This window comes from Actinoplanes missouriensis 431, assembly GCF_000284295.1.
GTDB lineage: Bacteria > Actinomycetota > Actinomycetes > Mycobacteriales > Micromonosporaceae > Actinoplanes > Actinoplanes missouriensis.
Map to the genome: position 1 here is coordinate 2,118,611 of NC_017093.1, position 25,837 is coordinate 2,144,447.

The window sequence follows — 25,837 nt, forward strand, 5'->3', positions numbered from 1 at the left end:
AGAAAGGCCCGCCCCGGTCACGGAGCGGGCCTTTCTCAGTGCTGACTCAGCGCTTCCAGGTACGCGCGGCCGTCGTCCTGGTGTTGCCCACCTTGTCGACGGCGCGGACCTGCACCTTGAGCTTCTTGCCGTACTTCTTGACCTTGATCTTGAAGGCGTAGCCGGCCTTGTAGTCCTTCGCGACCACCTTGCCGTTGATGATCAGCTCGACCCGGGCGACGCCGCTCGCGTCGCTGGCCGCGGCCTTGAGGGTCACCGTGCCCTTGACCTTCTTGCCGTTCTTCGGCGCACTGGTGATCTTCGCGGCCGGCGCCTTGTTGTCGGCGATGATCCGCCGGTTGTAGACGCCGTAGTTGCCGGCCTTGTCGTACACCCGCCACTGCAGGTTGACGTTGCCGTTGAACGTGCCGCTGCTGTAACGCAGCGCGTACGGCGCCGTGTTGTCCCGGCCCACATACCTGCCGTTGGCGTAGAGCAGCGCGTGCGACAGGCCCGTCCCGCTGTCCGACACCCCGGTCGCGGTGACCGTGACCGCGCCGCGGAACCGCTTGTTCTGCGCGGGGGCGGCGCCGGTGATCCGCGGGGCGGCCGTGTCGACGCTCGCCACGGCCCGTCCGGCGCGGATCTCGCCGAACTGGGTGAACTTGTACTGCACGCTCTGCCGCGCGGTGCGGGTCAGGCTGTAGGTCAGCGCCGCGTTGCTGGCCCTCGGGTGCTTCGACTTCTCCAGCGCGAGCACACCGGCGACCAGCGGGGCGGACGCCGACGTGCCGCAGAAATCGTCGTAGTCGTCGGCGGGATCCGCGGTGCTCAGCCCGGACAGTTCGGCCGCCCAGGTGCAGAACGGCGCCGCGACGTCCACCCAGCCGGCACCGAAGTTGGAGCCGACGATCTCGCCTTCCTCGGTCTCGTACAGCGCCCACTCGCCGTCCGGGGCCGTGCCGCCGATGCTCAGCACGCCGGGGTAGGCAGCCGGGTACTGCGGCGTGGAGACCGCATCGTTGCCCGCCGACGCGACCACCAGGGCACCCTTGCGCTGCGCGTACGCCACGGCGTCGCGCAGGGCCCGGACGTCGCCGGGACCACCGAGCGACATGTTGATGATCTTCGCCCCCAGGTCGGCCGCGTAGATCACACCGGACGCGACGGTGCTCTGCAAGCCGTCGCCTCTGTGGTCCAGCACCTTGACCGGCAGGATGCTGCAGGACCAGCAGAGGCCGGCCATGCCCTGCCCGTCGTTGCCCCGGCCGGCGATCAGCGACGCGACAGCGGTGCCGTGGCCGTCGTCGTCGATCGGCTCGTCGTCGCCGTTGACGAAGTCATAGCCGGACAGAACCCGGCCGGAGAGATCGTCGAACGGCGTGACGCCACTGTCGATCACCGCCACCGTGATGCCGGAGCCGGTGGTGCTGCTCCACGCGTCCGGCACGCCGATCTGCCGCAGGTCGGTCTGCCTCGGATACTGCGGGTCGTTCGGCGTGACCGCGTCCGCCGTGACGGTCGCATCCTCCTCGACGTACGCGACGCCGGGTGTGGTTCGCAGCTTGGCGGCGGCCTCGGCGGCCTCCGCCCTCGGCACGCTGACGGTACGCACGCCGATCCGGGCGAGCGCGGTGTTGCTCCGCGCGCTGAACCCGCCGACCTTTTTCGCGCTGACGGCGTCGCCGGTCAGCCCGACGATCAGGTCCACGGTGGAGCCGGCCGGAGCCGGGGCGTGCCGCCGGGCGGTCGCCGCAGCGTCCGGGAGCGGAATCGTGCCGGCTGCCGCGGCCCGCTTGCGCGCCGCGATGCCGTCGCCGTCACCGGCCGCGGCGTGTGCTGCCGGCGCGCCGATCGCCGTGGCGACCAGCGCGGCCGGCAGCACCAGCCCCGCCGTGATGCGGTGCGTGAAGGTTCCCAATCTGCAGTCCCCCGAGTCGTCGATTGTGGATCGTCGAGATCCTATGCGCGGGGAACGCGTCGCCGGACCTGGCGGTTCGGTTCTTTCTTACAGCGTGACCCGGTTGCCGCCGATGGTCACGACCAGGGTGCCGTCGCCCGCGTAGGACCAGGCGAGCGCCCCCGTGTACGCCGAGCACCGCGACCCGTTCGTCCCGGACCAGAACTGGTTCGAGCCGTCCGAGTTCCCGATGATCCGGTCGTTCGTCCCGCTGCCGCTGCGGCAGGACGTGTTGTTGCGGAACACCGAGCTGCCGGCGTCGAAGTTGAAGTTGCGCTGGGCGTTGTCGACGCTCAGGTTGTTCGAGATCGTCATCGAGCCCGGGTTGCTGTTGTAGGTGAACCCGTGCTTGCCGTTCTGGTAGGCGATGCTGCGGCGCACCACGTGGTTGACCCCGATGTCCTCGCCGCCGAGCTTGTACCCGTTCCGGTCGCCGTTGCCGGCCTGCCCGCCGTTGCTCAGCGTGCCGTTGTCGTAGGCCAGCGAGTCCTCGATGGTGACCACGCCGATCGGGCCGGTGTCCGTTTTCGTGTAGAGGTCCCAGCCGTCGTCGATGTTGTTGTGCGACACCGCGTACCGGAAGACGTTGCCCGAGCCGACGGTCAGCTTCGCGGCGAAACCGTCCGCGTCCTCACCGTCGGAGTCGGCGTTGTCGTGCGACTCGGCGCTGAGCACCAGGTTGTTCGCGGGCCACTGGCTGTTCGGGGTGGTCGACAGCATCCGGGACAGCTGCAGGCCGGTGTCCCGGTTGAAGCGGGTGATCGTGCGCTCGAAGATGTTGTTGCTGCCGCCGACGAAGATGCCGTTGTCGCCGGCCCGCTCGACGACGATCCGCTGGACGTGCCAGTAGTTGCCGTTCACGGCGAGCCCGCGGTTCGCCGGGTCCTCGCTCTGCGCGGCGAAATTCAGGATCGGCACTTCCCCGGGGTACGCGGTGAGCGTCTTGAGCGCGCCCGGCGTGCCGTTGTTCCCGGCCGGGATGGTGACCGTCTGCGCGTACGCGTAGGTCCCGCCCCGCAGGTAGATCGTGCCGCCCGCCGCGATCCGGCCGATCGCCGAGGTCAACGTGGTGGGGCTGGTGACCGTCCCGGCCGCGCCGTCGGTCCCGTTCGGGGCGACGTAGAGCGCGCCCGACGGTGACGGCGGCGGTGACGTGGGCGGCGGTGACGAGGACACCGACGGCGACGGGGACGCGGACGAGGGCGTGGGTGACGACGGCGTGGGGGAGGAGGGCGGCGTCCCCGTCGCGTCGTCCACCACGATGTCGTCGAACCGGCCGGCCGCGTGCTCGGTGAGCAGCCCGATCCGGCCCGCCGCGATCGTGCTGTCGGAGACCGAGCCCACGCTCGTCCCGTTGACCGAGCCGCTGACCGTGCTGCCGGTGACCGACAGCCGCAGCGTGTAGAACGTGCTCGTCGAGATGCTCTGGGCGAGCGAGCCCAGCACCGTCACTGCGCTGCCGTTCATGGTCTCCAGGCGCACCTGGTTGGACCCGGTCAGCGACAGCCGGTACATCTTCGTCGATCCGGCGGCCCGCGCGGTCAGCGCCACCACGCCGGCGCTCGACGCGAACGCGGTCGCCTTGACCCGGGCCTGCACCGCGTAGTTGGTCCAGGCGGTCGACCCGGCGAACTGGCGGGCCCGCTCGCTGCCCGTGTCGCTCTGCTGGAGCACCCGCGAGCCGTCGCTGATCACCGACCACGTGCCGCCCGATTTCGACCAGCCGGACGTGCTGCCGGACTCGAAGTCGGCGCTGAACACGGTCGCCGCTTCGGCGCTGGCCACCGTGGCGACCAGGCCGGCGGTCACCGCCGCGGCGAGCCCGCCCGCCAGAATGAGCCGTCGGGTTGGTGTCATTCTTTCTCCTGACCGAGAATGGACACCGCCGAACAATGGCGCCAAAGGATATCCGCAGGTGGGGATGGGTCCGGCGGTGAGAGGGGAACGACAGAAATCTCTCACCGCCGATATAAGGCAGTCAATGAATTCGATTTGCAGGTTTGTTGCAGAAATGCGTTAGGCGTGGGCGGCCAGGAACCGGTCGAGGCAGCGTTCCGCGTTCGCCGTGATGGTCAGCGCCGGGTTCGCGAGCGCCGCCGAGCCGGGCAGCAGAGCGCCGTCCACGCAGTACAGGTTCTCGTACCCGGCGACCTTGCCGCCGAAGTCGGTGGCCCGGCCCATCACCAGGCCGCCGAGCGGGTGATAGGTGTTCCGCGAGCCCAGTCCCATCCCGGTGTTGCGGTCGTAGGAGGGCAGCCCGGTCAGCAGGCTGCCCCGGCTGCCCTCGGTGGCCCACCAGAGCCGGGTCGCGAGGTCCCGGCCGGCCCGGTCCGCCGCCGTCTCCATCTCCGCGTACGGCCAGTAGACCTTGCCGCCGCCGGTCGCCGCGTCGTAGCGGATCTCCCCGCGCTCACTCACCAGGCTGGTGATCAGGTGCGCCGTGGTGTTCGGCAGCCAGGACGGCATCGGCGCCGACTCCCACGCCATCGCCGCGGGCGCGTACGGGTTCGAGTCGTCGTAGAACTTGACGTTCCCCGGCCCGCCCTGCGCGCTGCCGACCGGCTTGCGCAGGTTGAGCCGGGCCACCAGGAAGTCGCCGTTGTTGCCCCAGCCCTTGCCGACCTCGGTGCCGGTGAGCCGGGGCAGCCCGCCGCGCGCCCGGGAGCCGAGCAGCAGCGATGTCGTGTTCAGCGATCCGGCCGCGAGGAACAGGTAGTCGGCGGCGAACGTCTTGGTGGCCAGCACCGCCCCGGTCTCGTCGATCTGCCGCGCGGTCGCCTCGATGCGATCAGAACCGGACACCTCGCGCAGGGACGTGACCTCGTGCAGCGGCAGCACGGAGACCCTGCCGGTCGCCTCGGCCCACTTCAGGTAGTTGTGGTCCACGCTGTTCTTGGCGCCCGAGTTGCTGCCGAACGGGCCCTCGCCGATCGCGTGGCACTTGACCACCCGACCGGCCAGCTCGTCGCGGATCACATCCCAGTTCACGCCGAAGGGCACCGGCACGGCGGCGCGGCCGAACTCCGACAGGTATTGCAGCCAGCTCCTCGCTCCGACGTACTGCGGATGGTTCTGGATGTCCGAAGGGATGGGCGCGGCGCCGAGACTCTGCCGGGCTCGGGGCCAGTAGGTCTGCTCGAACTCGGAGTACGGCAGCTCGGCGGGGTAGACCTTCTCCCAGTCGGCGCGGCGGGGCTGGGGCAGGAACATGCCGATCACCAGGGAGCCGCCGCCCACACCGGCCCCGCACATCACCTGGATGCCGTCGCCGACGTGTTTCTGGATGAGGCCGGCCCGGCGCTCGATGGGCTTGCTGGTGTCCAGGCCGAGCGGCGGCCGGTCACCGAACCACGCACATCGCCAGTCCGGGTTGCTGATCGTGCAGAACGTCGTCCCGGAGCCGTCCACAGTCCACCGTCGTCCCCGTTCAAGAACGGTCACGACCATTCCTGCCTGAGCGAGCCGCCAGGCCGCGACGGCCCCACCGAAACCACTCCCGATCACCAGCGCGGTCCTTCCCTGCAGCGCCGGGAGGGCGGGCAGCGTGCCGGCCGCCGCGAGGGCGCCGATCCGCAATACGTCACGGCGGGTCACGCTGCGATGGGTGATGTTCACGGGTGTCTCCCTACGACCCACATCGAGAAGAACTGCGATCCGCCCCCGTACGCGTGACCGAGCGCCGTAGCGGCGTCCGCCACCTGGTGTTCGCCCGCCCGGCCCATCACCTGCATCGCCGACTCGGCGAACCGCAGCAGGCCGGACGCGCCGATCGGGTTGGAGCAGAGCACCCCGCCGGAGGGGTTGACGGGCAGCCGGCCGCCGATCCGGGTCTCGCCGGACTCGGTGAGCTTCCAGCCCTGGCCCGGACCGGCAAAGCCGAGGTTCTCCAGCCACATCGGCTCGAACCAGGAGAACGGCACGTAGATCTCGGCGACGTCCACCTCGTCGAGCGGATCGGTGATCCCGGCCGCCGTCCACAGCGCTTGCGCGGCTTCCGCGCCGGCCTGCGGGTTCACGTGGTCCTTGCCGGAGTAGAAGGTCGGCTCGGTGCGCATCGCGGTGGCCCGGATCCAGGCGACCTGCCGGGACGACGCCTCGGCCGCCTCCTGGTCGCCGAGCACCACCGCGCACGCGCCGTCCGATGACGGACACGTCTCGTCGTAGCGGATCGGGTCCCAGAGCATCGGCGAGGCCTGCACCGATTCCAGGGTGATGTCCGGTTGCCGCAGATGGGCGTACGGGTTGAGCGCGCCGTTCCGCCGGTCCTTGACGGCGACCATCGCCCCGACGTGCCCCGGCACGCCGAAACGCCGGATGTAGGACCTGATGTGCGGCGCGAAGTACCCGCCCGCACCGGCCCCGATCGGCGCGGTGAACGGCGGCTGGACCGACAGCGCCCACATCGCGTTCGACTCGGACTGCTTCTCGAACGCCACCGCGAGCACCCGCCGGTGCACGCCGGCCCGGATCAGGCTGGTCGCGACGATCGCCGTCGCGCCGCCGACCGAACCGGCCGTGTGCACCCGGAGCAGCGGTTTCCCGGCCGCGCCGATCGCGTCGGCGAGGAACAGCTCGGGCATCATCACGCCCTCGAAGAGGTCGGGCGCCTTGCCGAGCACGACGGCGTCGATCTGCGACCAGTCGGTCTCCGCGTCGGCGAGGGCGCGGTCGATCGCCTCCCGGCAGAGACCGGCCATCGAGACGTCGGTGCGGCGGGTGCGGTGGTGGGTCTGCCCCGCGCCGAGCACGGCCGCGCGTCTCATCGGTCCCTCCCGAGCACGCAGATCAGGTTCTGCTGCAACGCCGGTCCGCTGGTGGCGTGCGCCGCGGCCCGCTCCGCCCGGCCCGACATGATCTCCTCAGCGGCAGCGCCGATCCGGGACAGCCCGGCCGAGAACATCGCGTCGCCGTCGGTCCCGATGAACCGGGAACTCCCCGTGATGCCGAGCGCGTGCCGCAGCAGCAACTCCTGATGCGTGAACGGCGCGTGCAGGGCCACCACGTCCACGTCGTGATCCAGTCCCGCGTCGCGGGCCGCCGCGGACGCCGAGGGGACCGTCGTCAGATCCCGCTCGCCGAGTCCCTGCGGGTCGATCCGGTGCGCGATCCCGGTGATCCACGCGGGTCTCTCCCGGTGCCGGCTCGCACGCTCGCCGCCGGCCAGCACGACGGCCGCGGCGCCGTCCGTCACCCGCGCCACGTCGTGGGCACGCAGCGGGTCCGCCAGGTACGGGTGACCGAGCAGCTCCTCGGCGCTCCCGCCGGAATCCCGCGCCGCCACCTCGGCCATGTCCCGTTCGGTGAACAGTCCGGCGGCGATCCCGATCCGCGCCTGCAGCGCCGCCACACTCACCGCGTCCGGCCACAGCGGCGCGACCGTGTACGGATCGAGCTGGAGTGCCAGAACACGGTGCACGTCGCCGGCCGTGGCCTTGCCGAACCCGTACACCAGCGCGGTCTCCGCCTCGCCGGCCAGGATCTTCAGGTACGCCTCGTAGAGTGCCCACGCCGCGTCCATCTCCACGTGCGACTCGGCGATCGGCGGCACCGCCCCGATCGCGTCCACCGCGTTGACGAACGAGAACGCCCGCCCGGCCAGATAGTCCGACGAGCCGGAGCACCAGAAGTCGACCTCCCGGCGGCCGAGGCCGGCCCGGTCCAGGGCCTGCTCGAAGACCGGGACCAGGGTCTCCACCCCGCTCGTGGTGACCGACCGGTCCGAGGCGGCGAACCCGATGACGGCAACCTCGCTCATGTCGCCCCCTCCGCTTCGCTCCGGCGTCGACATGAGTTCATGACTGAGCCGGCCGATTCGCTCGCAAGCTCGCTCATGTCGCCCCCTCCGCTTCGCTCCGGCGTCGACATGAGTTCATGACTGAGCCGGCCGATTCGCTCGCAAGCTCGCTCATTGGTGCTCCGCGTAACTCTCGTAGGGCGCGTCCGGCTCGTCGGCCGGCTCGAAGTGCGCGATGTTCTCCGGGGTGAACGTCCACGCCGAGCGGTCCCGCCAGACCGCGACGACCCGCATCCCCATCCGCACGCTCGCGGCGTCCAGCCCCAGGATCAGGTGCGGGATCGGGATGTCCGCGCCGTCCAGCAGGACCTGGGCCACGACGTACGGCGGTGGCAGCCGCTGCCCGGCGAACGGCACGTTCACCACGCAGAACGTGGTGACGGTTCCCCGGTCGGCGACTGCGACGACCTCGCCGGGCGCCACGCCGTCGGCCGGGCAGACGCGGGGCGGGACGTAGACCTTGCGACAGGCCGGGCAGCGCTGCCCGATCAACCGGCCCTCGGCGAGCGCCCGCAGGTAGGCGTCCTCCTCGTCGGAGGTGGTGTGCCGGTAGTGCAGCCGGATCGGCGTGGTCATGATCTCGACAGGTGGTCCCGGTTCGGGAGTCTCCTGACGCTCGGCCTCGCCCGGCTCGAAGCACGCGATGTCGGTGATGTGGCCGGCTCGCACGGGAGCCCAGCGGACCCGTACCCGTGCACCGGTCTTGATCGTGGAAGGCGCCGCGGCGTCCACCGCGTGCAGCAGGGTGGTGTCGGCGCCGTCGAGCCTGATCAGCGCCCAGGCGAAAGGGCGGTCCAGGGGCTGGCCCTCGAGCGGGCGCGCGTTCCACGTCCAGCTGACCACCGTGCCCGTCGGCGCCACCTCGACCAGCTCGGTCACCGGCTCGTGCGTGATCGGGTCGAACTCCAGCGGCGGCACGTGCACGCGTCCGTCGGAGGTCCGGCCGCCGAGCACCCGGCCGTCGCGCAGCCCCGCCATGAACCGGCCCAGCACCGGCCCCAGCGAGCGGGTGTAATCGAAGGCGATCGTCATCGGCGCTTCCACGCCGTTGAGTGAAACACGTTCCAACTTTGCCCGGCAAGCATGCTTGCTGGCGGCTTTTCGAGCGATGGAACGAGTTATAGAGTCGCGGCATGACCGGGATCGGGATGTGGAACATCGCCCAGGAGTCGCCCGCGTTCGTGGCGATCGTGGATCCGAGCGGCCGCGCCATCAGCTACGGCGAACTGGCCGCCGAAGCCGACCGGATCGGGCGCGGCCTGCGCGACGCCGGTCTCGAGGCCGGCGACACCATCGCGTTGCTGCTGCCGAACGGCGCCGACATCCTGATCAGCTATTTCGCGTCGGTGCAGATCGGGCTGCACGTCGTACCGCTGAACTGGCATCTCACCGCCCCCGAGCTGGCCTACATCCTCCGTGACAGCGGAGCGAAAGCGTTCGTCGCGAGCTCGCGCTTCGCCTCCGCCGCGGTGGCGGCGGCCGACGAGGCCGGCCTTCCGGCCGCCGCCCGAATCGCCGTCGGGGACATCCCGGGCTTTCTGCCACTCGGCACGCTGGGCGCCGGCGGATCAGGAAGACCCGGCCCGCGTACGGTCGGAGCGCTCATGGTCTACACATCGGGCACCTCCGGACGACCGAAAGGGGTCAGGCGTCCCCTGCCCGGCCTCGACCCCGACGACGTGCCGCCGGTCTCGCTCTGGTTCTTCGGCCTGTTCGGCCTGCGACCGTTCGACGATCACGTGCATCTGTGCTGCTCACCGCTCTATCACACGGCCGTGATGAACTTCGCCGTGATCTCGGTGCAGCTCGGGCACACGGTCGTGGTGATGGACCACTGGGACGCCGCCACGTTCCTCCGTCTGGTGGCCGATCACCGTGTCACGCACAGCCACATGGTGCCGACACAGTTCCGTCGGCTGCTGGCACTCGGTGATGTCGGCACCGACGTCTCCTCGATGCGCGCGATGATTCACGGCGCCGCGCCGTGTCCGCAACCGGTCAAGCAGGCGATGCTCGACTGGTGGGGTCCCGTGGTGATCGAGTACTACGCGGCCTCGGAGGGCGGCGGCACCCTGATCACGGCGGCGGAGTGGCTGTCCCGTCCCGGATCCGTCGGCCGGGCCTGGCCCGGGTCACGGGTGCGGGTGCTCGACGACGACGGCAAGGACGCCGACCCCGGGACGCCCGGGAAGGTGTACCTGCAGATGGGCGACGCGACGTTCGAGTACCACGGCGACGCGGAGAAGACCCGGGCCTCCTGGCGGGACCGCATGTTCACCGTCGGCGACATCGGATACCTCGACGAGGACGGTTACCTGTACCTCTGCGACCGGGCCAGCGACGTCATCATCACCGGCGGCGTGAACGTCTACCCCGCCGAGATCGAGAACGAGCTGTCGGTCCACCCGGCGGTGGCCGACGTGGCGGTCTTCGGTATCCCGCACGAGGAGTGGGGGGAGGAGATCAAGGCCGTCGTGCAGCCGGCGGAGGGCGCCTCGCCGGGTTCCGCACTGACCGCCGAACTGCTCGACTTCCTGGCGGGGAGGGTGGCGCGCTTCAAGATCCCGCGAACCGTGGACTATGTGGATGAATTGCCCCGCGATCCGAACGGCAAGCTCTACAAGAGGCTGCTCCGTGACCCGTACTGGCAGGGCCGAACCCGCCAGATCTGACCCGCACCCTCGCTGCGTGTGGAGTTCGGGCACGATCCGCACCCTGGTTCCCCACGCAGCCGGTGATCGTCGCTGAGCGTGTGAAGTCCGGGTTCGGCCGGCGCGGACAGCCCGACAAATCCGACATGTTCCGGGGCGGTGAGCGCACGCGGAAGCGGTTGGCGTGCGCTGGTCGCCACAGCCGTAGCTCACGCCGGTCCGGCACCGGTTTTGCCTGTGCGCGCTACGGCTCGGCTGTGGCACGAGCGCGGCGGTGCGGTGCGGGGCGGGGCGGTGTGCACCGAACGACTCCTCCTCGAACGGCAGCTGATGGGAACCCGACCAGCCAGGCGGGGTCGTAGGCGGACGTTCGGGGATAGCGGTCCGGTCGGATGAGGGGATCCAAGTCGGTCACCGCCCCACCCAACCGATCCGCATGCACCTCGGCAACCGATTTATCGGCCGTGGAACTCCGGTGGACGTTTCTCGATGAACGCCCGCGGCCCTTCGCGGGCGTCGTCGCTGGTGAAGACCTGCATCCCGATCTTCGACTCGATGGCGAACGCCTCGCTCTCCGGCAGCCCTTCGGTCTCCCGGACGGTGCGCAGGATGGCCTGCACGGCGAGCGGGCCGTTCGCCGCGATCGTGCCGGCGATCTCCAGCGCCGTGTCGAGGGCCGTCCCGTCCGGCACCACGTGCCCGATGAGACCGGCGGCGAGCGCCTCGGCCGCGGTGATGTGCCGGCCGGTGAGCAGCAGTTCCACCGCGATCGTGTACGGCAGTTGCCGCGGCAGCCGCACCGCGGACCCACCCAGCGGGAACAGTCCCCAGCGCGCCTCGGAGACGCCGAACCGGGCGCTCTGTGCGGCCACCCGGATGTCGGTGGCCTGCAGGATCTCGGTGCCGCCCGCGACGGCCGGCCCCTCCACGGCGGCGATCAGGGGTTTCGTGAGCCGCCGGCCCTTCAGCAGGGCGTCGATCCGGGACAGGTCCGCGCCGTCGAACGAATCGCCCGGATGCGCCGACGTCATCGCCCGCAGGTCGGCCCCGGCGCAGAACGCGCCGCCCGCCCCGGTGAGGATCGCGACGCGGATCGCCGGGTCGCCGTCGATCCGGTCCCAGGCGTCGCGCATCACGGCCATCATCTCGGCGGAGAGCGCGTTGCGCACCTGCGGCCGGTTCATCGTGACGATCAGTATCGGTCCGCGCTGCTCGACAAGGGCGTCCACGTCGCATCTCCTACCTGGCAACTTGGGCTTGCTCCAGAACGATAACAGGTTCTACTTTCTGGTGATGGCGGCCAATATAGCGGACCTGATCGAGCACGCGGTCGACGCCTTTCCCGATCGCGTCGCGGTGGCCTGCGGCGAGCGTGAGCTGTCCTACGCCGAGCTGGAGGCGACCGCCAACCGTCTGGCCCATTTCCTGCACCGTCAAGGAGTGGGCAAGGGCGCCCACGTCGGTCTTTACGCGGGCAACTCGATCGAGGCCGTGGTGGCCATGGTCGCCGTGTACAAGCTCCGTGCCGTGGTCGTCAACGTCAACTACCGGTACGTCGAGAACGAGTTGCAGTATCTCTTCGCGGACGCCGAGCTCACCGCGCTGATCCACGACCCGGAGTACGCCGCGCGGGTGGCGAACGTGGACGCGCCGGGCGTCATCGTGCAGCTGGGTGTCACCGGCTTCGCGCACGAGAGTCCGGAGCGGGACTTCGGCGAACGGTCCGGCGACGACGTCTACCTGCTCTACACCGGCGGGACCACCGGCTACCCGAAAGGCGTGATCTGGCGGCACGAGGACGTCTGGCGGGTGCTCGGCGGCGGCATCGACTTCATGTCCGGCGTGCCGCTCGACGACGAGTGGGCGCAGAGCAAGCGGGAGATGCCCCCGCTGACCCGGCTCTGCCTGGCGCCGCTGATCCACGGCAACGCGCAGTGGGCCACCCTCGCCGCCCTCTTCTGCGGTGACACCGTGGTGGTCCTGCCGCACTTCGACCCGGACGAGGTGTGGCGCACCATCGAGCGCCGCCGGGTCAACGTCGTCGTGCTGATCGGCGACGCGATGGCCCGGCCGATCATCGAGGCGTACCTGAGCGGCGACTACGACAGCTCGTCGCTCGTCTCGGTCTCGTCGAGCGCCGCGCTCTTCTCACCGTCGGTGAAACGGCAGTACATGGAGACGTTCCCGAACGTCATGGTCACCGACGCGATCGGCTCCTCGGAGACCGGGTTCGCGGGCATCGGGATCGTCGCCGACGTCGACGGCGGCGCGGTCGACGGCCCTCGCGTGATGCCCGGACCGGACACCATCGTCATCGACGAGCACGGCCGCAAGGCGCCACCCGGCGTGATCGGCCGCCTCGCCCGGGGCGGGCACGTCCCGCTCGGCTACTACAAGGACCCGGAGAAGACCCGCGCCCTGCTCACCGAGGTCGACGGCAAGCGCTACGCGATACCCGGCGACTTCGCGCGGATCGAGTCCGACGGCACGATCACGCTGCTCGGCCGCGGCAACACCTGCGTCAACACCGGCGGCGAGAAGGTCTTCCCCGAGGAGGTGGAGGGTGCTCTCAAGGCGCATCCGGGCGTCTTCGACGCCCTCGTCATCGGCGCTTCCGACGATCGGCTCGGCCAGCGGGTGGTCGCCCTCGTCCAACCCCGCCCGGGGGTACGGGTGAAGCTCGACGAACTCGAGAGTCACGTCAGACGACGGATCGCCGGGTACAAGGTGCCCCGCGACGTGTGGCTCGTCGACCGGATCCAGCGGACCATCAGCGGTAAGGCCGACTACCGGTGGGCGCATGAATACGCCCGCTCGCACAGCGGGGAGCCGACACGTGCGGACTGACCTCTGCGACCTCCTCGGCATCGACGTCCCGATCGTCGGCTTCAGCCCGTCCGAGCAGGTCGTCGCGGCGATCAGCCGGGCCGGCGGGCTCGGCGTGCTGGGCTGCGTCCGGTTCAACGACGGCGACGAGCTCGACCGTGTCCTGACCTGGCTGGACTCCGAGGTGGGCGGCCGCCCCTACGGCGTCGACGTCGTCATGCCCGGTCGGGTGCCGACCGAGGGCACCCCGGCGGACCTCGGCAAGCTCATCCCGGACGGGCATCGCGACTTCGTCGAGCGGACCCTGCTGCGCCTCGGCGTGCCACCGCTCGGCGTCGACGAGCCCCGGCGGGCGGGCGTTCTCGGGTGGCTGCACTCGGTGGCCCGTACCCATGTCGACGTGGCCCTGACCCACCGGCCGCGCCTGATCGCCAACGCCCTGGGCCCGCCGCCGCCGGACGTGATCGCCCGGGCCCATGCGCACGGCCTGGCCGTGGCCGCCCTCGCCGGACGCGCCGATCACGCGCGCAGCCACCTGGCCGGCGGGGTCGACATCGTGGTGGCGCAGGGCTACGAAGCGGGCGGGCACACCGGGGAGATCGCCAGCATGGTGCTGGTCCCGGAGGTCGTCGACGCGGTCGGCGCGGACGTGCCGGTGCTCGCGGCCGGCGGGATCGGCAGCGGCCGGCAGATCGCGGCGGCTCTCGCCCTCGGCGCCCGTGGCGTGTGGATGGGCTCGGTCTGGCTGGGCACCGCGGAGTACCAGACGACGGAGGCGCTGCGGCAGGCGCTGCTGGACGCGCGGTCCAGCGACACGGTCCGGACCCGGATCTACACGGGCAAGCCGGCCCGGCTGCTGCGCAACCGCTGGACCGAGGCGTGGGCGGACGAGTCGGCGCCGAGCCCGCTGCCGATGCCCCTGCAGAACCTGCTGGTCTCCGGGGCGCACGACCGCCTGATGGAGTCCGGTGACCCCACGGTCGTGCCGATGCCGGTGGGGCAGATCGTCGGCCGGATGAACGAGGTCCGCCCGGTCGCCGCGGTCCTCGCCGATCTGGTCACCGAAGCGGACGAGACCCTTGCCCGGCTCGGCAAGATGGCGTGAGAAAAACAGGCGTCCGCGTTTCTGCGGGCGCCTGTTTCGCACGTGTTAAATCGCGGTTGCTCGTTTCCCGCGAACCGCAGGAAATCAACCGAACCCTGCACCCGCCTGCGACGACCCGCTGAACCAGTCGACCCGTCACAGGCGGGACTATCAGGGAGAGCGCGAAGCCCGAGAAGATCAGAGAAATGTCCGGGGGCGCGCTCTGCACGATCACGAGAAAATATCGAGTTCGTCCGGTGACGGTAGCACGAATCTGCTTTTATGCCGGTGACGTGCGTCATTTGCACGCGTGGATTCCCATGCCGTCCCACACATTTTCCCGCAGTCCGGGGCGACCCCGCGGCCCCGGCGCGCCGTCTCGGTCGCCGGTGGGCGGCCTCGCGCGTGTGAGGTTCGAGGGCTTCGGAGAGAGTCATCCCGCCGGGAGCAGATCCGGTATGTCCGGCCTGTCGATGGGTGGCCGGCCAGGTGAGGGCGCGCCTGGCTGGTGGGGGTGCCGGGGCCGGCGGCGGGATGCGCCGGCGGAAGGGGCGTCAGGGGTGGCGGGCCGGGGAACGGGGCGGGTTTTGCGGGACGGTTGTGCGCGTACCGGAACGCCGGTTGGAAATCGCTTGACCTCAACCCCGCGTGAAGTGGGAGGTTCGTGTCCGGGAGGGACTGACATGAGCATGGAGATGGCGGCGTGGAACTCGATGTTCCCGACATTCCTCTGCCGTGACCAGCGCTTTCACTTAAACGCCCAGGTCAGAGAGTTACCGGGCCGAACCTGACGCGACTTCGAGCAACTCTGCCGAACCTCGCGGTGACCCCACGGGGTCCCCGCCTTTACTACAGTCCGGACATGGCGGTCTTGGAACCACGCGGGAAGTCGGTCCGCGTCAACTGGCGACTCGGTGGCGGCCGAGACGGCGCCCGGCAGTCCTGCACCTTCTCCGGGCCCCCGAAGGCCCGCGACAAGTTCGCCGCAGCCGCCAAACAGCTCGTCGAGTCCCGCCAGCACAACATCACCCGCGACGAGGTCTACCAAGCAGTCCTCGGCAAAGACGTCACCGAAGACGCCGTCGTGCCCACCTTCCGCGCCTGGACCGAAATGTGGCTCACCCAGCGGGCCAAGAACGGCGAAATCCAGCCCGACACCGTCAAGAAATACCGGTGGGAGTTGAAAGCCCGCGCCATGCCCAAACTCGGGCACCTGCGGCTGACCGACATCACCGAAGACACGATCACCGACTGGGTGCACTGGCTGAACAACCGGCGGTCCACGCGCGGAAACCGTAACGGGCACACCGACGAGCCGCTGTCAGCGAACACCATTCGCAAGGCGTACCGGATCGTGCACGCCTGCCTCGGCGCCGCAAACCGCACATGGGTGCCCGTGAATCCGGCGGCGAAACCAGCCGGGGCGAAAGTGACCCATCACGGTCTGCCGAGCCCAGCGAAATTCGACGGCATGTTCCTCGAACCGTTCGAGATCGAGGCGATCCTCGCCAACTGCGATCCGCGGATCACCGACATGCTGAAAGTGTTCCTCGGCACCGGTCTGCGGCTCGGTGAGCTACTCGTGCTGCAGAAGCAGCACATCACCACGAACCGCAGCCAGACGGTGGTGCAGGTACGGCGCACGTTGAAGGACAGCGGCGAGATCGGGAAACCGAAATCGGACGCCGGGATCCGGGCCGTTCCGGTGGACAAGGACACCGCGGCGATCCTGCACACGCATATCGCCGGGAAGCGGATGGCCGATCTGGTGTTCCCGTCGCCGTCCGGTGGGGTGTGGCCGCCGTCGACGTTCCGCCGCTACTGGTGGCAGGCGGTGGCGGGGGCACAGCGCTGCCCGGAACACCCGCCGCCGCTACCGGCCCGCCGGGGTCCGGGCCGCATCCCGTCGTGGGGCGTCAAGGACGTGTCCGACTGTGCCTGCTCTGGCCGGCTGCAACGTCACCCGCGGATCCACGATCTGCGGCACACGCACGGGTCGGCGCTGCTGCAGTCCGGTTGGAATTCGAAGAAGGTTCAGGTGCGGCTGGGGCATTCGCAGCACTCCACCACGATGAACATCTACGCGCACCTGTGGGACCTCGGTGAGGTGGAGGAGTTGGAGGCGGCGTCGGCGTTGCTGTTCCCGGCCCGGCCGGCGTTGACGCTGGTTGCCTAGCTGGGCAGCCGTAACCGCCACCGGTCGGCGGGGTAGACGGTCACGTCGTCGCCGTCGGTGACGGCGAAGACCGGCGTGCCGGGCGGGATGGCGAACTCTTCTACTTCCTCGGGAGTCGGCATCCGGGCGGCCACCGTCGCGCCGGCCGCCGGGGTCACGTATTCCACCTCAGCTGGTTCCCGTACGACCACTCCGCGCCCCCGTCTCAGTTCGGCGAGGCCTTCCGCACGTAGCAGGTTCACGGCGGCGCGTGCGGTCAGCCTGGAGACACCGTACTGCTGGTGCAGCCTGGTTTCAGAGGGCAGAAGTTCGCCGGGCTGGATGCGTCCCCTGCGGATGTCTTCGCGCAGGTCGGCGGCGATGTCCCGGTGGGTTGGCTCACCGCCCTGCGCTTTGATCATCCGGTGACTTTATGAGGCCGTCCGGAGTGGACTATCGGGATAGCGGGCTACCGGGCTATCCCACCCTGCCGATGAGACGTTTCAGTTGTGCCGGCGGTACCGGTCGATCTCATTCGGGCCGACGCCGGGCAGCTGGTCCAGGTCGGCCAGACCCGCGCTGCTGCGGCCGAACTGGTAGCCGTCCCTGAAGATCTGCTCGTATTCCGGCACCGCAGCGACCGTCTTCTCCATCGCGGCGAGCCGCTGATTCATCGCCTCCTGAGCTTCCACCAGGTCGGCGATCAGTTGCGCGTTCATCCCGCCGAGCTCGGCGTTCTGCGTCGCCCTCGACATCGCCAGCCGCATGTGAGTGCGGACCGGGCGGAGCATCTTCTCGATGCCGCCGAGCACGATCAGGCAGCCGGCGTAGACGGTGATGCTCAGGATCGCGAGGGTGGCGAGCATCTGCGCGGCGCCGCTGTCCCAGGTGTATTCCTCGGCGAGGACGGCGCCGCCGAGGGTGACGATGACGGTGCCGACGAGGATGACGGTGCCGCGGCGGCGCTGGGTTGCCCCGTAGGCGCGGGCCTGGTCTTCGGTGTCGGCTTTGGGTAGGCCTTTTTCGGCGGGGTGGGGGACGCCGAGGTCTCTGAGGTCGCGTGTGGTTCCTTCGAGGTCATGCATGGTGCGTGGGCCTCCCCAGTGCCTCTGGATGTGAAAGTGCCTCCGTATTGGCAACCGTGATCGTCCGCCTTGGTTACGGCCTTGTCTCACCTTGATCGATGATCGTGGCGTTTCGTGCCGCAACGTCCGACTGGGTAGATCGTCTCGGGCGGCTGATAGTACGTCTGTACTTATCCTACGTTCGGTTGGTGATCAGCCGTATTCGGACGGTAGGCGTTCCTGGTCATGCTCGCAACCGTGCATTGTGGAGCGTTAGCCCTGCTCAGCCGGTACGTGAGTTATTCACCCGTCTCGTTCGGATTCGGTCACTGCGCCGCCCTCGGCAGTTCTGTGGCACGCATTGGGGGAACGGTGCCACAGAACGACCCACACAACCCGGTACTCACTTAGCCGGCGGCTCGGAACCTGGCTTCCCGTCGTAGTTCAGCACCTCGTGCGTCGGTGTGAACCCAGGACGCTGCACCTCCACCGGCGCCGGCCTTCGCGACAAGGTGGCGTCGCCCGGCGCCGCAGAACCGAGGTGTTGAAGGATGTCGCCCGGCGCGTCAGATAATGCGCCGCTTGAGGAGCAGGGCGGACATGGGCATCGCTGACCGGCTGAGCCCGTGGATATCAACAGGGCCAACCGCTTCCCAGCCCTGGGAGCCAAGAGTGTTCAAGCCGGCTACCCAGGCGTCGAAACTTGCCGGATAGCCGGGGTAGCTGGCAGCGTTGTGGGCATCGGCGACGTGTACCCCGTAGGTCCGGTATTCCCACTGGTCAGGCATGCGGGTTCCCTTGTGCTAGGTGTCCGATGGCGGAGTCTGATTCTGCCCATCGTCCGCAACTGCGTAAACCCTCGTTGCGGGCCTGTAAAAGATTGGCGTTATGCAGCTCGGCGATGTACCGAGCGGTCGCCTCTGCAAGGAACGATGCGACGGCCGGCACACCCGATGAGGGTGGCAGGTCGGCGGGCATGACTACCCACCCACCGATCGTGTCGTCGGCGTGGACGTACCAGCGGGCGGCGAGCTGGGCGTCGACGAGGTCGTTTCCGCGGAGGTGACGCCAGTAGCGTGCGGCGGTCATGACGGCCACTGCGGTGGCGGGTTCGGGATGGCCCAGTCCTCGAGGTGGGCGTCGAGCTCGAGCATGGCGGTGAGCTGGTCACGCATGCTGGACTCGGCGAGCACGGTTTCCTGCCAGGCACCGCAGTACATGCAATACCAGCGGGCGTTCAACGGCGGGCCGGCCTGCGGGTGGGTGCAGGTCACCGCTGCACCTCGTAGAAGGCGGCGCGGACCCGGCGCAGCCACGCTTCCACGACAGCCCTGTTCGGCTCGTCCGGCAGCACACTCGGCTTCTCGTCGAATGCCGCCTCGTAGCCAGCCATCACCCGCCGGGCGTGGTCGATGTCGCCGTCGGCCACTCGTTCACCGAAGTCCAGGTACCGCTGCGGATCGTCGAGACGGATCCGAAGCTGACCGGTGCTGAACAGCTCGAGCCCTTGGCTACAGAGTCTCAGCAGGTGCCTGGCGTGCTTCGCGGTGCGCTTGCGGGTGTCGGCGCTGAACGAGCCGTCGCCGCGGGCTTCAAGCCGCTTGAACTGCTGCGTGGCGTAGCCGAGGTAGGCGTCGCGGGTTCGCTTGGCGGACAGGAAGGCCTGCCGGATGCCGATCAGTTCGTCACCGAGCGGATGCCGGGTCTCGTACAGGTTGTCGGGCAGCCACATCAGCTCGGAGACGGTGGGGTTCCCGCTGAGGGCGAGGCTGGCGTATTTCCGGGCTTCGTGGAGGGTGATGTCTGGCTTGCTCGACACCACTGACTCTTGCGGGAAGTCGAGGCCGTGAAAGTCGGCGGTGGGTGCGGCGAACACACCGAGGCGGTCGATGTCGGAGTCGGGGCCGGCGAGACCGTAGGCGGTGGAGCCGACGATGCCGGACAGGAGGATTTTGCTGGGCTCGGTCACGACGCCTCCTTACTGATGTGGGCGGTCGCGGTCGCGATAACAGCGGCGACGCTGATGCTGTCGGTGTGGTGTTCGGTGCCGCAGGAGGCGCACAGCACGGTCAGGGCGGTGGGCTGCTTGAGCCGGTTGTGGGTGCCGGTGATGTACATCTGCGCCAGGTGCTCGTCTCGGGTCACGGCTGGCCCTCCGCGGTCGGCGGGTTCTGCTCGACGTGCGGCGCGAAGTAGGCGGCGCGGACCTGCGGGTCGATGGGGCCGACCTCGAAGATGATGCAATGCTCCAGTGCGTCGTAGGCGTCGGAGAGGTGTTCGTGTTCGTGTCCGATGCCGACGGGCATGGACTGAGCCCACTTCACCAACGCGATCAGGGCGTTGCGTTCGACCTCGGTCACGGGCGGATCTCGCTTTCCAGGATTTGCGGCGGTGTCGCCCCACCCCACTGGTCGATCTCGTAGCCGTCGGCGGCCAGGCGGGCGGTGACGTCCACGCGAGGCTCGATCACGGCGTCTCCTCGGTGAGTGGGCCGCGATACATGCTCAGCCACCACCACGTCTTCGACGGCTCGGAGAAGGCAAGGTGAGCGGACCGCCAGCCGTTGCGGTTCTTCTCGGAACGATCGCTGGCGCTGACCCACCAGGTGTCGCCGTAGGCATCGACGATGCGCGGTAGGTCTTCGGGTTCGTTGTCGCCCATGTGCCAGGTGCGGGCGTTCACGGCGTCGCGTCCTTGGCGCTCGGCTCGGCGTCTTCGAACGGCAGGTAGCAGCCGGCCTCGTCGCCCTCCTGCGCTAAACACTGTTCGTGCGGACCGACGTCGGCGACGTGCTGGTGGGCGTCGTGCCCGCACTCCCGGTCGAGGCAGATGCCGTCGGTTCCGGGCTCGTAGCGGTCGCAGGAACATTTGATGTAGCCCTGGGACATGATCTCGCCCTTCCGGTCAGTGGCGCCTGATCCGGCCGGGCGTGTAGTCGGCGCGGGTGCGGGCGTGTGGGGTGCGGGGGTGGTCATGACGTCCCCTCGGTGGGCATGGAACCGGCATCCGGTCTGTCCTGGTCGCGGACGCCTGGACCGCTGTCTAGGTTCGGGCCATAACCGCGCTGGTCGTTGGTAAGCGGGTAGATCGTGACCGGCTTGTCGTAGGAGACCAGAGCCCACGCAATGTGGTTGCCGATGCAGGTTCGGCACAGCCGGGATGCCCGCGCCGGGTTGTCGCGGAGTTCGCCGTCGGCGTCGCGCTCGCGGCACGCATCGCAGTCGTTGCGCGAGTGTGGGTAGGCGAACCGGGCGGGCCCGGCCTGATCGCCGGTCATGCGATCACTTCGCCGTTCACCGTGACAATGTCTGCGGTGTCCACCCACTTACCGCAGCCGCACGGGCACTGAGGCTGCCCCTCGGCGGTCACGTTGACCTGCTCGCCGCCCCTACTGATGTCGTACACGGTGTAGACGGTGGGATCATCGGCGAGGGTGACGCGGTCGTTGGTGCGGATTTTCGCGGTCATCGGCTTTCCTCGTAGAAGTCAGCGGGGTGCTCGGTGGCTGGGATCTGGGTGATGGGCTGGGGCATGGCGGGGTCCCTTCAGACTCGGTCGCGGATGAACGCCAGATAGTTGCCGCCCACGGGCGGGCGGGGCTCCCGGCGGCGGTAAGCGATCTCGCAGGCGATGACGTAGACGAGGCCGTCGTCGACGAGCGTGTCGATGAACGCGAGGGCGGCGTCACGGTGGTCCGGGTCGGTGAGGCCGGCCATCACGGTTCGAATGTCATTCGACGACAGGCTGACCGATGGGGGCGGCGTCCAGGTGGTGGTCATGGCGGTCCTTTCGGGTTAGGCGGTGCCGTTGCCGCAGTCCGGGCAGCGGTCGATGACGAGGTCGCCGGTGCGGATGGTCTGCCAACCGCGTTCGGCGAGGCTGTCGCGTAGGTCGCTGGCGGTCTGAGTGGCGCTGGATTCCATGGACCGGCAAGGGCGGTCGCGGTAGACGTCGGGCCCGTTGCACCAGATCTCGGTGACGCCCGTGATGGCGGTCATGCGCCGGTTCCGGTCAGGCTGCGTCCGCCGTGCTGGAAGCTGCGGCTCCGGTTGTAGGCGATCTTGCGCTCGTACTCGAACGTCATGTCGACGCCGAACTTGCCGGCGACGGTCACCAGGGCACGCAGCATGTTGCAGGCCAGATCATCCCTGGTCTTCCAGGTGACGTTGATGGCCGCGGCTTTCTCGTGGAGCCACGCCATGTGGTCACCGAACGACACCGCTGTGGTGGGGATGGGGGACACGTCGGCGAGTTCGGCGTCCATGTCGAACGGCGTGATCCCGAAGATGTCGCACATGTCGAGGAGCCGGATCAGGATGTCGGCGAACTCAGAGCCGACGCCCTCAGGCTTGTCCGGCTTCGCGGTGTTGCGGCCGGTGGCGTCGTCGAGTTTCCAGTCGCGGTACGCCTCCAGTGCTTCGGAGATCTCCGTGTGGAGCAGGGCAACGTAGTCACCCCACGTGTTGTCGCCGGGGCCGCCGGCCGCGGACCGCCAGCCTTTCTCGATGTTGTTGGTGCGGATCTCGGCGGTCATGTCGGCGAGGGTTTTGTTGTAGTCGAGGCGGTGGGTGTGCGGGTTGAGGTAGCTCATGGCGGGTCCTTTCGGTTAGGAGGCTTGGCCTAGCTGCCGGAACGGTTCGAACTGGTCAGCGCGGGAAGGTCCACCAGCCGTCGTATCCGTCCGGCACTGCGGGGTAGTTGTCTAGCGCCCGGAGGAGAGTTTGCGTGACGCAGCGAGGCCACCTCGACCGGCGTTTCCGGCGCCCAGAGCGTCGAGCCGTCCCAGCGAGCTTCCGCACGGCCCCCGTAGCGACCGTCATCGTGGCGCTCCAGGAATTCGATGGCCGACCGGGCGGGCGGGTTCTGGTGGTCCCACAGGTGGCCATAAACCGCGACGGTCTCGCCACGGCGGCGACGGAACCAGATGGCACTGACCGTGGAGGTGGTGTAACCCTCGCCGATCTCCCGGACATGCAAGCTGCCGAGGTCCACCGCGTAGGGCCTGCGGGACAGCAGGAACCGGTCTTCTCGGATCACTGGAAGCTGCCCCACTGCGACACGATGGTCACGTCGTCGGCGGGGTGGCCGGCGGGGCAGGTGGGCGTGAACCGGTCGATGGCTTCGCGCAGCTTCTCGCCGACGGACTGCCACACCTCGGTGCGGGTCTTGACGGTGCCGTCCTGGTTCTTGTTGAACGGGTTCACGGTTTGGGTCTCGGCGATGGTGCGCTGGAAGCGCTTGCCGCAGGCGCACTTCAGTTTGAACGTCTGCGACCGCTTCAGCTCCTCGAACGTGTACGTGGGCATCTCGACGTCCTTTCGTCATTAAGTGGAGTCCACTTATTCTAGCTGTTGAGGCCAAGGTCATGCCTGCTCAGAGAGGGTGAAAATGGAGTCCACATGCCATGCTGATCAGGTGCCAGACCGCCATCGCGATCCCACCGTCAGTGTCCGGCCCAGCCAGGGCGACAAGGATGCGGCGGTCGAAGCGCTCGGCGCTCGCGGCTGGACACTCGGCGATGCGCTGCACGCGGCACTGCTGTGGCTACTCGACGACCCGCGCCGACTCGCCGAGCTCGAACGGTTCCGGCCCCCACCTAAAGCGAAGGGCCGACCGCCGTCCAAACGCTAGTTCAGCCGGATATCAGTGCCCGGCAGGATGGGGCGGGGTCGCCAGCTCCTCAGCAATGTATGCAGACGCAGCCTCGTAGCTGTGAAAAAACCGACGCGTGAAGGCTTCATCTCCTGGGTCTTCGGCATCCGCTAAGGCCACGACGAGTGGCTCACCGCGATCTCCGTCGGGCCGCTGCCTCCAGCCAGTAACGGCAAAGACGCCCGGAAATACGCGGCAGTCCTTGCCGTTCGCGCCCAAATAGATGACAAACAGCGGGTAGTGCTGCGGAACAGTGGTCACGTTGTTCCTTTCGTTACGGCAAGGCGGTTGGTAATGATCAAACACCACGAGCACGCGCAGTCCTCGTAGGCGCAGACCTGGTTACCCCACGAGCACGTCCACTGGTGATCGGCTGGGCAACGGTGCAGCGAGTCCACCCCATCTGCAGTCCAGTCCAGCTCAACCGCCGGATGTGAGCCGAACCCGGCGCCGACCATGCCACACCGGTTGCAGGCATCGATGAAGTGCTGCGGGTCGGTGGGTTGCATCCGCTGCCGGTTGTGGATGACGTTGCACATGGGCCGTTCGGCCAGGATCGCCGCCTTCTCCGTAACCTCAACCTCGGTGCGGGTGGCGTACGGCTCGATCTCGATACGCCGCACGAGCGGCCACCACGGCTTCTTCCGGGAGTGGTTCGACCAGCGGGCGGCGGCATCGCCCGTGATCCCGATGTACAGCAGGATGCCGTGGGCGTCGTAGAACCGGTAGAGCACCTGGGCAAGCGGGTCGGGATTGAGCAGGTCGGGTGCCGAGGTTTCTGGCCCGACGTATGCGATGGTCCGCTGCTGGTTGGCTGCTGTAGGGGGCAAGGCGTCTCCAAAGTCAAAGGCGCATCGGGGGTGTGCAGTCGGTGGTGCCGCTGCCTTCACTCGCGCTGGGTTTGATCTTGTTGGGGGTCTGCCGAAGTTACGCGGACCCCTCTTATAGAGAGGGGTCCGTGCGTAACTTCTCGGCGAGACCCTGGCGCGGAACTTGGCGTAACTTGCCGCGTATCTTCCTGACCTGCGAAGTTACGGCTTCCCTAGATCGCGTAACTTCGGCCGTAACTTGAAGATGAAAAAGCGTCGCGTAACTTAAAACGTAACTTCCAAACCGCACCGAAACGGACATCACGCGGCCTCGCCAGGAACGTCCAGCCGCGACTCCACCGGGAACCAGCGCACCTCCTGGCCCGCCCCCTGACCGTCCGGCTCGCGACGGAACAACAAGCCGTCCTCGACATACTTGTCCAGCCGGCGCCGCGCCTTGTTGATGTCCTTCGTCGCCACCTTCGCCGCGATGTCGAGGTCGAACAACACGATCGCCGCGTCCTTCGCCGACAACCCCATCGACCGGCAGCGGCGCACCAAAGCCAGCAGATCCTTGCTTTCCTCGTACACCCGCGTGGACACGCCCGTCCGGTTGTTGTGCTCGACCTTGAACGGGCCGACCACATCGGCGGGCTGCTTCAGGTGGATGAACTCGACCTCCGGATCGCCAGGCTCACCCCACAACATCACCACCGACCCGGCACCGGAGGTCAGCCACGTCGACCCGTACACGCCGTTGATGTTGTTCGGTTTGCCGCCGTCCGGCCCCGACTTCACGGTGTGGTGCAGCTCCACCAGCTGATGCCCGGCCGTCAACGCGATCTGCCGCGCCCGGTTGTACCCGGCACCCACCTCGTCCTTGGACAGGCCGATCGCGGCGTCCTTCATGCTGTCGATGACCACCACGGCGGCACCGTGGTGATCGCACATCTGTCGCAGCGTCTCCGGTGACTGCGCGAAGTCAGCCGGCGGCGGGCCCTCGACCACGCGCAGCATCTCGTCGAGGTATTCGCGGTGTTCGTCCATCCCGGCGAACAGGCGGGCCAGGTTGCGGCGTGCCTGCTGCGGGCGGTCCATCGCGAGGTAGAGGATGCGGCCTTCGAAGCCTTCGATCGGGTAGCCGAGGACTTCGTCTTGCAGCGACAGGCAGCCTTTGAGTACCTGGCTGGCGAGGGTGGTCTTCCCGACACCCTGCGGCCCGGTGATCATCAAAGATTCGCCGCGCGCCCACAGCACTTCGCTGCCGCTGCCCCAGATCGTCGGTGTCTCGTCGGGCACGTCGAGCAGCCACGACCCTCCGGTGTAGGTGCGGTCGGCGTTGGCGGCGTTGGCTCGCTGCTCGGCGAGTTTCTCCTGTGCCAGTTGCTCGCGGGCTGCCTCGCGGGCGGCCTGCCGAATGTACTCCCACTGGGTTTCGCGGTAGAGCGCGGCGGCGATCCGCTGGTCGTGGAGGGCGCGCTCCTCCGGTGGGGCGTCCGGGCGGGGGAGGGGGATGTGCTGCTGGTCGACGTCGGTCCAGTCGATCGGCGGCATGTTGGCGGCGTTCTTCACGCGGCCACCTGCTGCTTCGAGGCATGCCCGCGGAAGTCGCCGGGGCGGGGCCACCGGGCGGTGGCGTCGGCCCTGGCCCGCTCTGTGGCCTGGTCGAACCAGCGGCCCAAGATGAAGACAGGCTCCGGCGGGTAGGCGGCGTTCTCCTCCGCGATCCGGTTCTCGTAACCCCAGCGCATGGCTTGCGACATCAGCCATGCCACCTGGGCGCGGTCGAATGTGTCTTGGGTGTTGAGTGCCTCGACCACCCGTTCAAGATCGGGAGTCGTACTGCCGTTCGACGGCAGGCTG

General features: G+C 68.7%; 33 protein-coding genes. 5 read left to right on the forward strand and 28 right to left on the reverse strand.

Annotated features, from left to right (window positions below; translation table 11 throughout):
• Positions 1-46: 46 nt before the first annotated feature.
• The 6 genes from AMIS_RS40350 to AMIS_RS09735 form a co-directional block, all read right to left on the reverse strand.
• Positions 47-1,900, reverse strand: a complete 1,854-nt coding sequence (locus AMIS_RS40350) for a S8 family serine peptidase (protein WP_014442052.1) — start codon at positions 1,898-1,900, stop codon at positions 47-49.
• Between the two features lie 87 nt (positions 1,901-1,987).
• Positions 1,988-3,796 (reverse strand): hypothetical protein, encoded by a 1,809-nt coding sequence (locus tag AMIS_RS43305; RefSeq protein ID WP_014442053.1) that lies wholly within the window; start codon positions 3,794-3,796, stop codon positions 1,988-1,990.
• A 159-nt stretch (positions 3,797-3,955) separates the two neighbouring features.
• Positions 3,956-5,533, reverse strand: coding sequence for a GMC oxidoreductase (locus AMIS_RS09720; protein ID WP_331429007.1), 1,578 nt, complete (start codon positions 5,531-5,533; stop codon positions 3,956-3,958).
• A 17-nt stretch (positions 5,534-5,550) separates the two neighbouring features.
• Entirely contained in the window at positions 5,551-6,702 is a 1,152-nt protein-coding gene (locus AMIS_RS09725) for a thiolase domain-containing protein (RefSeq protein ID WP_014442055.1), read from the reverse strand.
• Complete coding sequence (locus tag AMIS_RS09730; RefSeq protein WP_014442056.1) at positions 6,699-7,694, reverse strand: Nonspecific lipid-transfer protein; 996 nt, start codon at positions 7,692-7,694, stop codon at positions 6,699-6,701. The genes AMIS_RS09725 and AMIS_RS09730 overlap by 4 nt, the downstream gene beginning before the upstream one ends.
• 150 nt (positions 7,695-7,844) lie before the next feature.
• Positions 7,845-8,765: a Zn-ribbon domain-containing OB-fold protein gene (locus tag AMIS_RS09735; protein WP_014442057.1), complete on the reverse strand. Its 921-nt coding sequence runs from the start codon at positions 8,763-8,765 to the stop codon at positions 7,845-7,847.
• A 101-nt stretch (positions 8,766-8,866) separates the two neighbouring features.
• Here AMIS_RS09735 and AMIS_RS09740 point away from each other — a divergent pair, with 101 nt between their 5' ends.
• Positions 8,867-10,405: an acyl-CoA synthetase gene (locus AMIS_RS09740; protein WP_014442058.1), complete on the forward strand. Its 1,539-nt coding sequence runs from the start codon at positions 8,867-8,869 to the stop codon at positions 10,403-10,405.
• Positions 10,406-10,839: 434 nt separating this feature from the next.
• Here AMIS_RS09740 and AMIS_RS09745 read toward each other — a convergent pair whose 3' ends face one another.
• A complete protein-coding gene (locus AMIS_RS09745) occupies positions 10,840-11,613 on the reverse strand; it encodes a crotonase/enoyl-CoA hydratase family protein (protein WP_014442059.1) in 774 nt (257 codons plus the stop codon).
• Positions 11,614-11,677: 64 nt separating this feature from the next.
• Here AMIS_RS09745 and AMIS_RS09750 point away from each other — a divergent pair, with 64 nt between their 5' ends.
• The 3 genes from AMIS_RS09750 to AMIS_RS41555 all read left to right on the forward strand — a co-directional run bounded on the left by AMIS_RS09750 (position 11,678) and on the right by AMIS_RS41555 (position 16,470).
• Positions 11,678-13,231 (forward strand): acyl-CoA synthetase, encoded by a 1,554-nt coding sequence (locus AMIS_RS09750; RefSeq protein WP_014442060.1) that lies wholly within the window; start codon positions 11,678-11,680, stop codon positions 13,229-13,231.
• Positions 13,221-14,315, forward strand: coding sequence for an NAD(P)H-dependent flavin oxidoreductase (locus tag AMIS_RS09755; protein WP_014442061.1), 1,095 nt, complete (start codon positions 13,221-13,223; stop codon positions 14,313-14,315). The genes AMIS_RS09750 and AMIS_RS09755 overlap by 11 nt, the downstream gene beginning before the upstream one ends.
• An 841-nt stretch (positions 14,316-15,156) precedes the next feature.
• Entirely contained in the window at positions 15,157-16,470 is a 1,314-nt protein-coding gene (locus AMIS_RS41555) for a tyrosine-type recombinase/integrase (protein ID WP_014442062.1), read from the forward strand.
• Here the strand turns inward: AMIS_RS41555 and AMIS_RS09765 are convergent.
• From AMIS_RS09765 to AMIS_RS09825, 17 genes are all read right to left on the reverse strand, one after another.
• Positions 16,467-16,871: a GntR family transcriptional regulator gene (locus AMIS_RS09765; protein WP_014442063.1), complete on the reverse strand. Its 405-nt coding sequence runs from the start codon at positions 16,869-16,871 to the stop codon at positions 16,467-16,469. The genes AMIS_RS41555 and AMIS_RS09765 overlap by 4 nt on opposite strands.
• 81 nt (positions 16,872-16,952) lie before the next feature.
• Positions 16,953-17,534, reverse strand: coding sequence for a hypothetical protein (locus tag AMIS_RS09770; protein WP_014442064.1), 582 nt, complete (start codon positions 17,532-17,534; stop codon positions 16,953-16,955).
• A gap of 545 nt (positions 17,535-18,079) precedes the next feature.
• Complete coding sequence (locus tag AMIS_RS09775; protein WP_014442065.1) at positions 18,080-18,301, reverse strand: hypothetical protein; 222 nt, start codon at positions 18,299-18,301, stop codon at positions 18,080-18,082.
• Positions 18,294-18,602, reverse strand: coding sequence for a hypothetical protein (locus AMIS_RS42400; RefSeq protein ID WP_014442066.1), 309 nt, complete (start codon positions 18,600-18,602; stop codon positions 18,294-18,296). Before AMIS_RS42400 ends, AMIS_RS09775 begins: the two co-directional genes overlap by 8 nt.
• A complete protein-coding gene (locus AMIS_RS42405) occupies positions 18,599-18,787 on the reverse strand; it encodes a hypothetical protein (RefSeq protein ID WP_014442067.1) in 189 nt (62 codons plus the stop codon). Before AMIS_RS42405 ends, AMIS_RS42400 begins: the two co-directional genes overlap by 4 nt.
• Positions 18,784-19,482 carry a nucleotidyltransferase domain-containing protein gene (locus tag AMIS_RS09780; RefSeq protein WP_014442068.1) on the reverse strand — a complete coding sequence of 233 codons (699 nt, stop codon included), beginning with the start codon at positions 19,480-19,482 and terminating at the stop codon, positions 18,784-18,786. Before AMIS_RS09780 ends, AMIS_RS42405 begins: the two co-directional genes overlap by 4 nt.
• A complete protein-coding gene (locus AMIS_RS09785; RefSeq protein ID WP_014442069.1) occupies positions 19,479-19,658 on the reverse strand; it encodes a hypothetical protein in 180 nt (59 codons plus the stop codon). The genes AMIS_RS09780 and AMIS_RS09785 overlap by 4 nt, the downstream gene beginning before the upstream one ends.
• Complete coding sequence (locus tag AMIS_RS09790; RefSeq protein ID WP_014442070.1) at positions 19,655-19,873, reverse strand: hypothetical protein; 219 nt, start codon at positions 19,871-19,873, stop codon at positions 19,655-19,657. Before AMIS_RS09790 ends, AMIS_RS09785 begins: the two co-directional genes overlap by 4 nt.
• Before the next feature lie 106 nt (positions 19,874-19,979).
• Positions 19,980-20,195, reverse strand: coding sequence for a hypothetical protein (locus AMIS_RS09795; RefSeq protein ID WP_014442072.1), 216 nt, complete (start codon positions 20,193-20,195; stop codon positions 19,980-19,982).
• On the reverse strand, positions 20,192-20,401 hold the full coding sequence (locus AMIS_RS09800; protein WP_041829653.1) for a hypothetical protein: 210 nt from the start codon (positions 20,399-20,401) through the stop codon (positions 20,192-20,194). The genes AMIS_RS09795 and AMIS_RS09800 overlap by 4 nt, the downstream gene beginning before the upstream one ends.
• A gap of 83 nt (positions 20,402-20,484) precedes the next feature.
• Entirely contained in the window at positions 20,485-20,790 is a 306-nt protein-coding gene (locus AMIS_RS09805) for a hypothetical protein (RefSeq protein WP_014442074.1), read from the reverse strand.
• Positions 20,787-20,981: a hypothetical protein gene (locus AMIS_RS09810; RefSeq protein ID WP_014442075.1), complete on the reverse strand. Its 195-nt coding sequence runs from the start codon at positions 20,979-20,981 to the stop codon at positions 20,787-20,789. Before AMIS_RS09810 ends, AMIS_RS09805 begins: the two co-directional genes overlap by 4 nt.
• Before the next feature lie 77 nt (positions 20,982-21,058).
• On the reverse strand, positions 21,059-21,292 hold the full coding sequence (locus AMIS_RS42410) for a hypothetical protein (RefSeq protein WP_014442076.1): 234 nt from the start codon (positions 21,290-21,292) through the stop codon (positions 21,059-21,061).
• A 15-nt stretch (positions 21,293-21,307) separates the two neighbouring features.
• Complete coding sequence (locus tag AMIS_RS09815) at positions 21,308-21,511, reverse strand: hypothetical protein (RefSeq protein WP_014442077.1); 204 nt, start codon at positions 21,509-21,511, stop codon at positions 21,308-21,310.
• Positions 21,508-22,104 (reverse strand): nucleoside triphosphate pyrophosphohydrolase family protein, encoded by a 597-nt coding sequence (locus AMIS_RS40360; protein ID WP_014442078.1) that lies wholly within the window; start codon positions 22,102-22,104, stop codon positions 21,508-21,510. The genes AMIS_RS09815 and AMIS_RS40360 overlap by 4 nt, the downstream gene beginning before the upstream one ends.
• 29 nt (positions 22,105-22,133) lie before the next feature.
• Positions 22,134-22,550 (reverse strand): hypothetical protein, encoded by a 417-nt coding sequence (locus AMIS_RS42415; RefSeq protein ID WP_014442079.1) that lies wholly within the window; start codon positions 22,548-22,550, stop codon positions 22,134-22,136.
• Positions 22,547-22,819, reverse strand: a complete 273-nt coding sequence (locus tag AMIS_RS09825; RefSeq protein ID WP_014442080.1) for a hypothetical protein — start codon at positions 22,817-22,819, stop codon at positions 22,547-22,549. Before AMIS_RS09825 ends, AMIS_RS42415 begins: the two co-directional genes overlap by 4 nt.
• A 109-nt stretch (positions 22,820-22,928) precedes the next feature.
• Between AMIS_RS09825 and AMIS_RS42420 the strand changes: the two genes are divergently transcribed.
• Positions 22,929-23,144: a hypothetical protein gene (locus AMIS_RS42420; protein WP_157434790.1), complete on the forward strand. Its 216-nt coding sequence runs from the start codon at positions 22,929-22,931 to the stop codon at positions 23,142-23,144.
• A 12-nt stretch (positions 23,145-23,156) separates the two neighbouring features.
• Here AMIS_RS42420 and AMIS_RS42425 read toward each other — a convergent pair whose 3' ends face one another.
• From AMIS_RS42425 to AMIS_RS09840, 4 genes are all read right to left on the reverse strand, one after another.
• Positions 23,157-23,426, reverse strand: a complete 270-nt coding sequence (locus AMIS_RS42425; RefSeq protein ID WP_014442082.1) for a hypothetical protein — start codon at positions 23,424-23,426, stop codon at positions 23,157-23,159.
• The gene (locus AMIS_RS40365) at positions 23,423-23,995 is read right to left on the reverse strand and encodes a GIY-YIG nuclease family protein (protein ID WP_157434791.1); all 573 of its coding nucleotides are present in this window, start codon (positions 23,993-23,995) and stop codon (positions 23,423-23,425) included. The genes AMIS_RS42425 and AMIS_RS40365 overlap by 4 nt, the downstream gene beginning before the upstream one ends.
• A gap of 300 nt (positions 23,996-24,295) precedes the next feature.
• A complete protein-coding gene (locus tag AMIS_RS09835) occupies positions 24,296-25,546 on the reverse strand; it encodes an AAA family ATPase (protein ID WP_014442084.1) in 1,251 nt (416 codons plus the stop codon).
• A complete protein-coding gene (locus tag AMIS_RS09840; protein WP_231859270.1) occupies positions 25,543-25,794 on the reverse strand; it encodes a hypothetical protein in 252 nt (83 codons plus the stop codon). The genes AMIS_RS09835 and AMIS_RS09840 overlap by 4 nt, the downstream gene beginning before the upstream one ends.
• Positions 25,795-25,837: the final 43 nt, after the last annotated feature.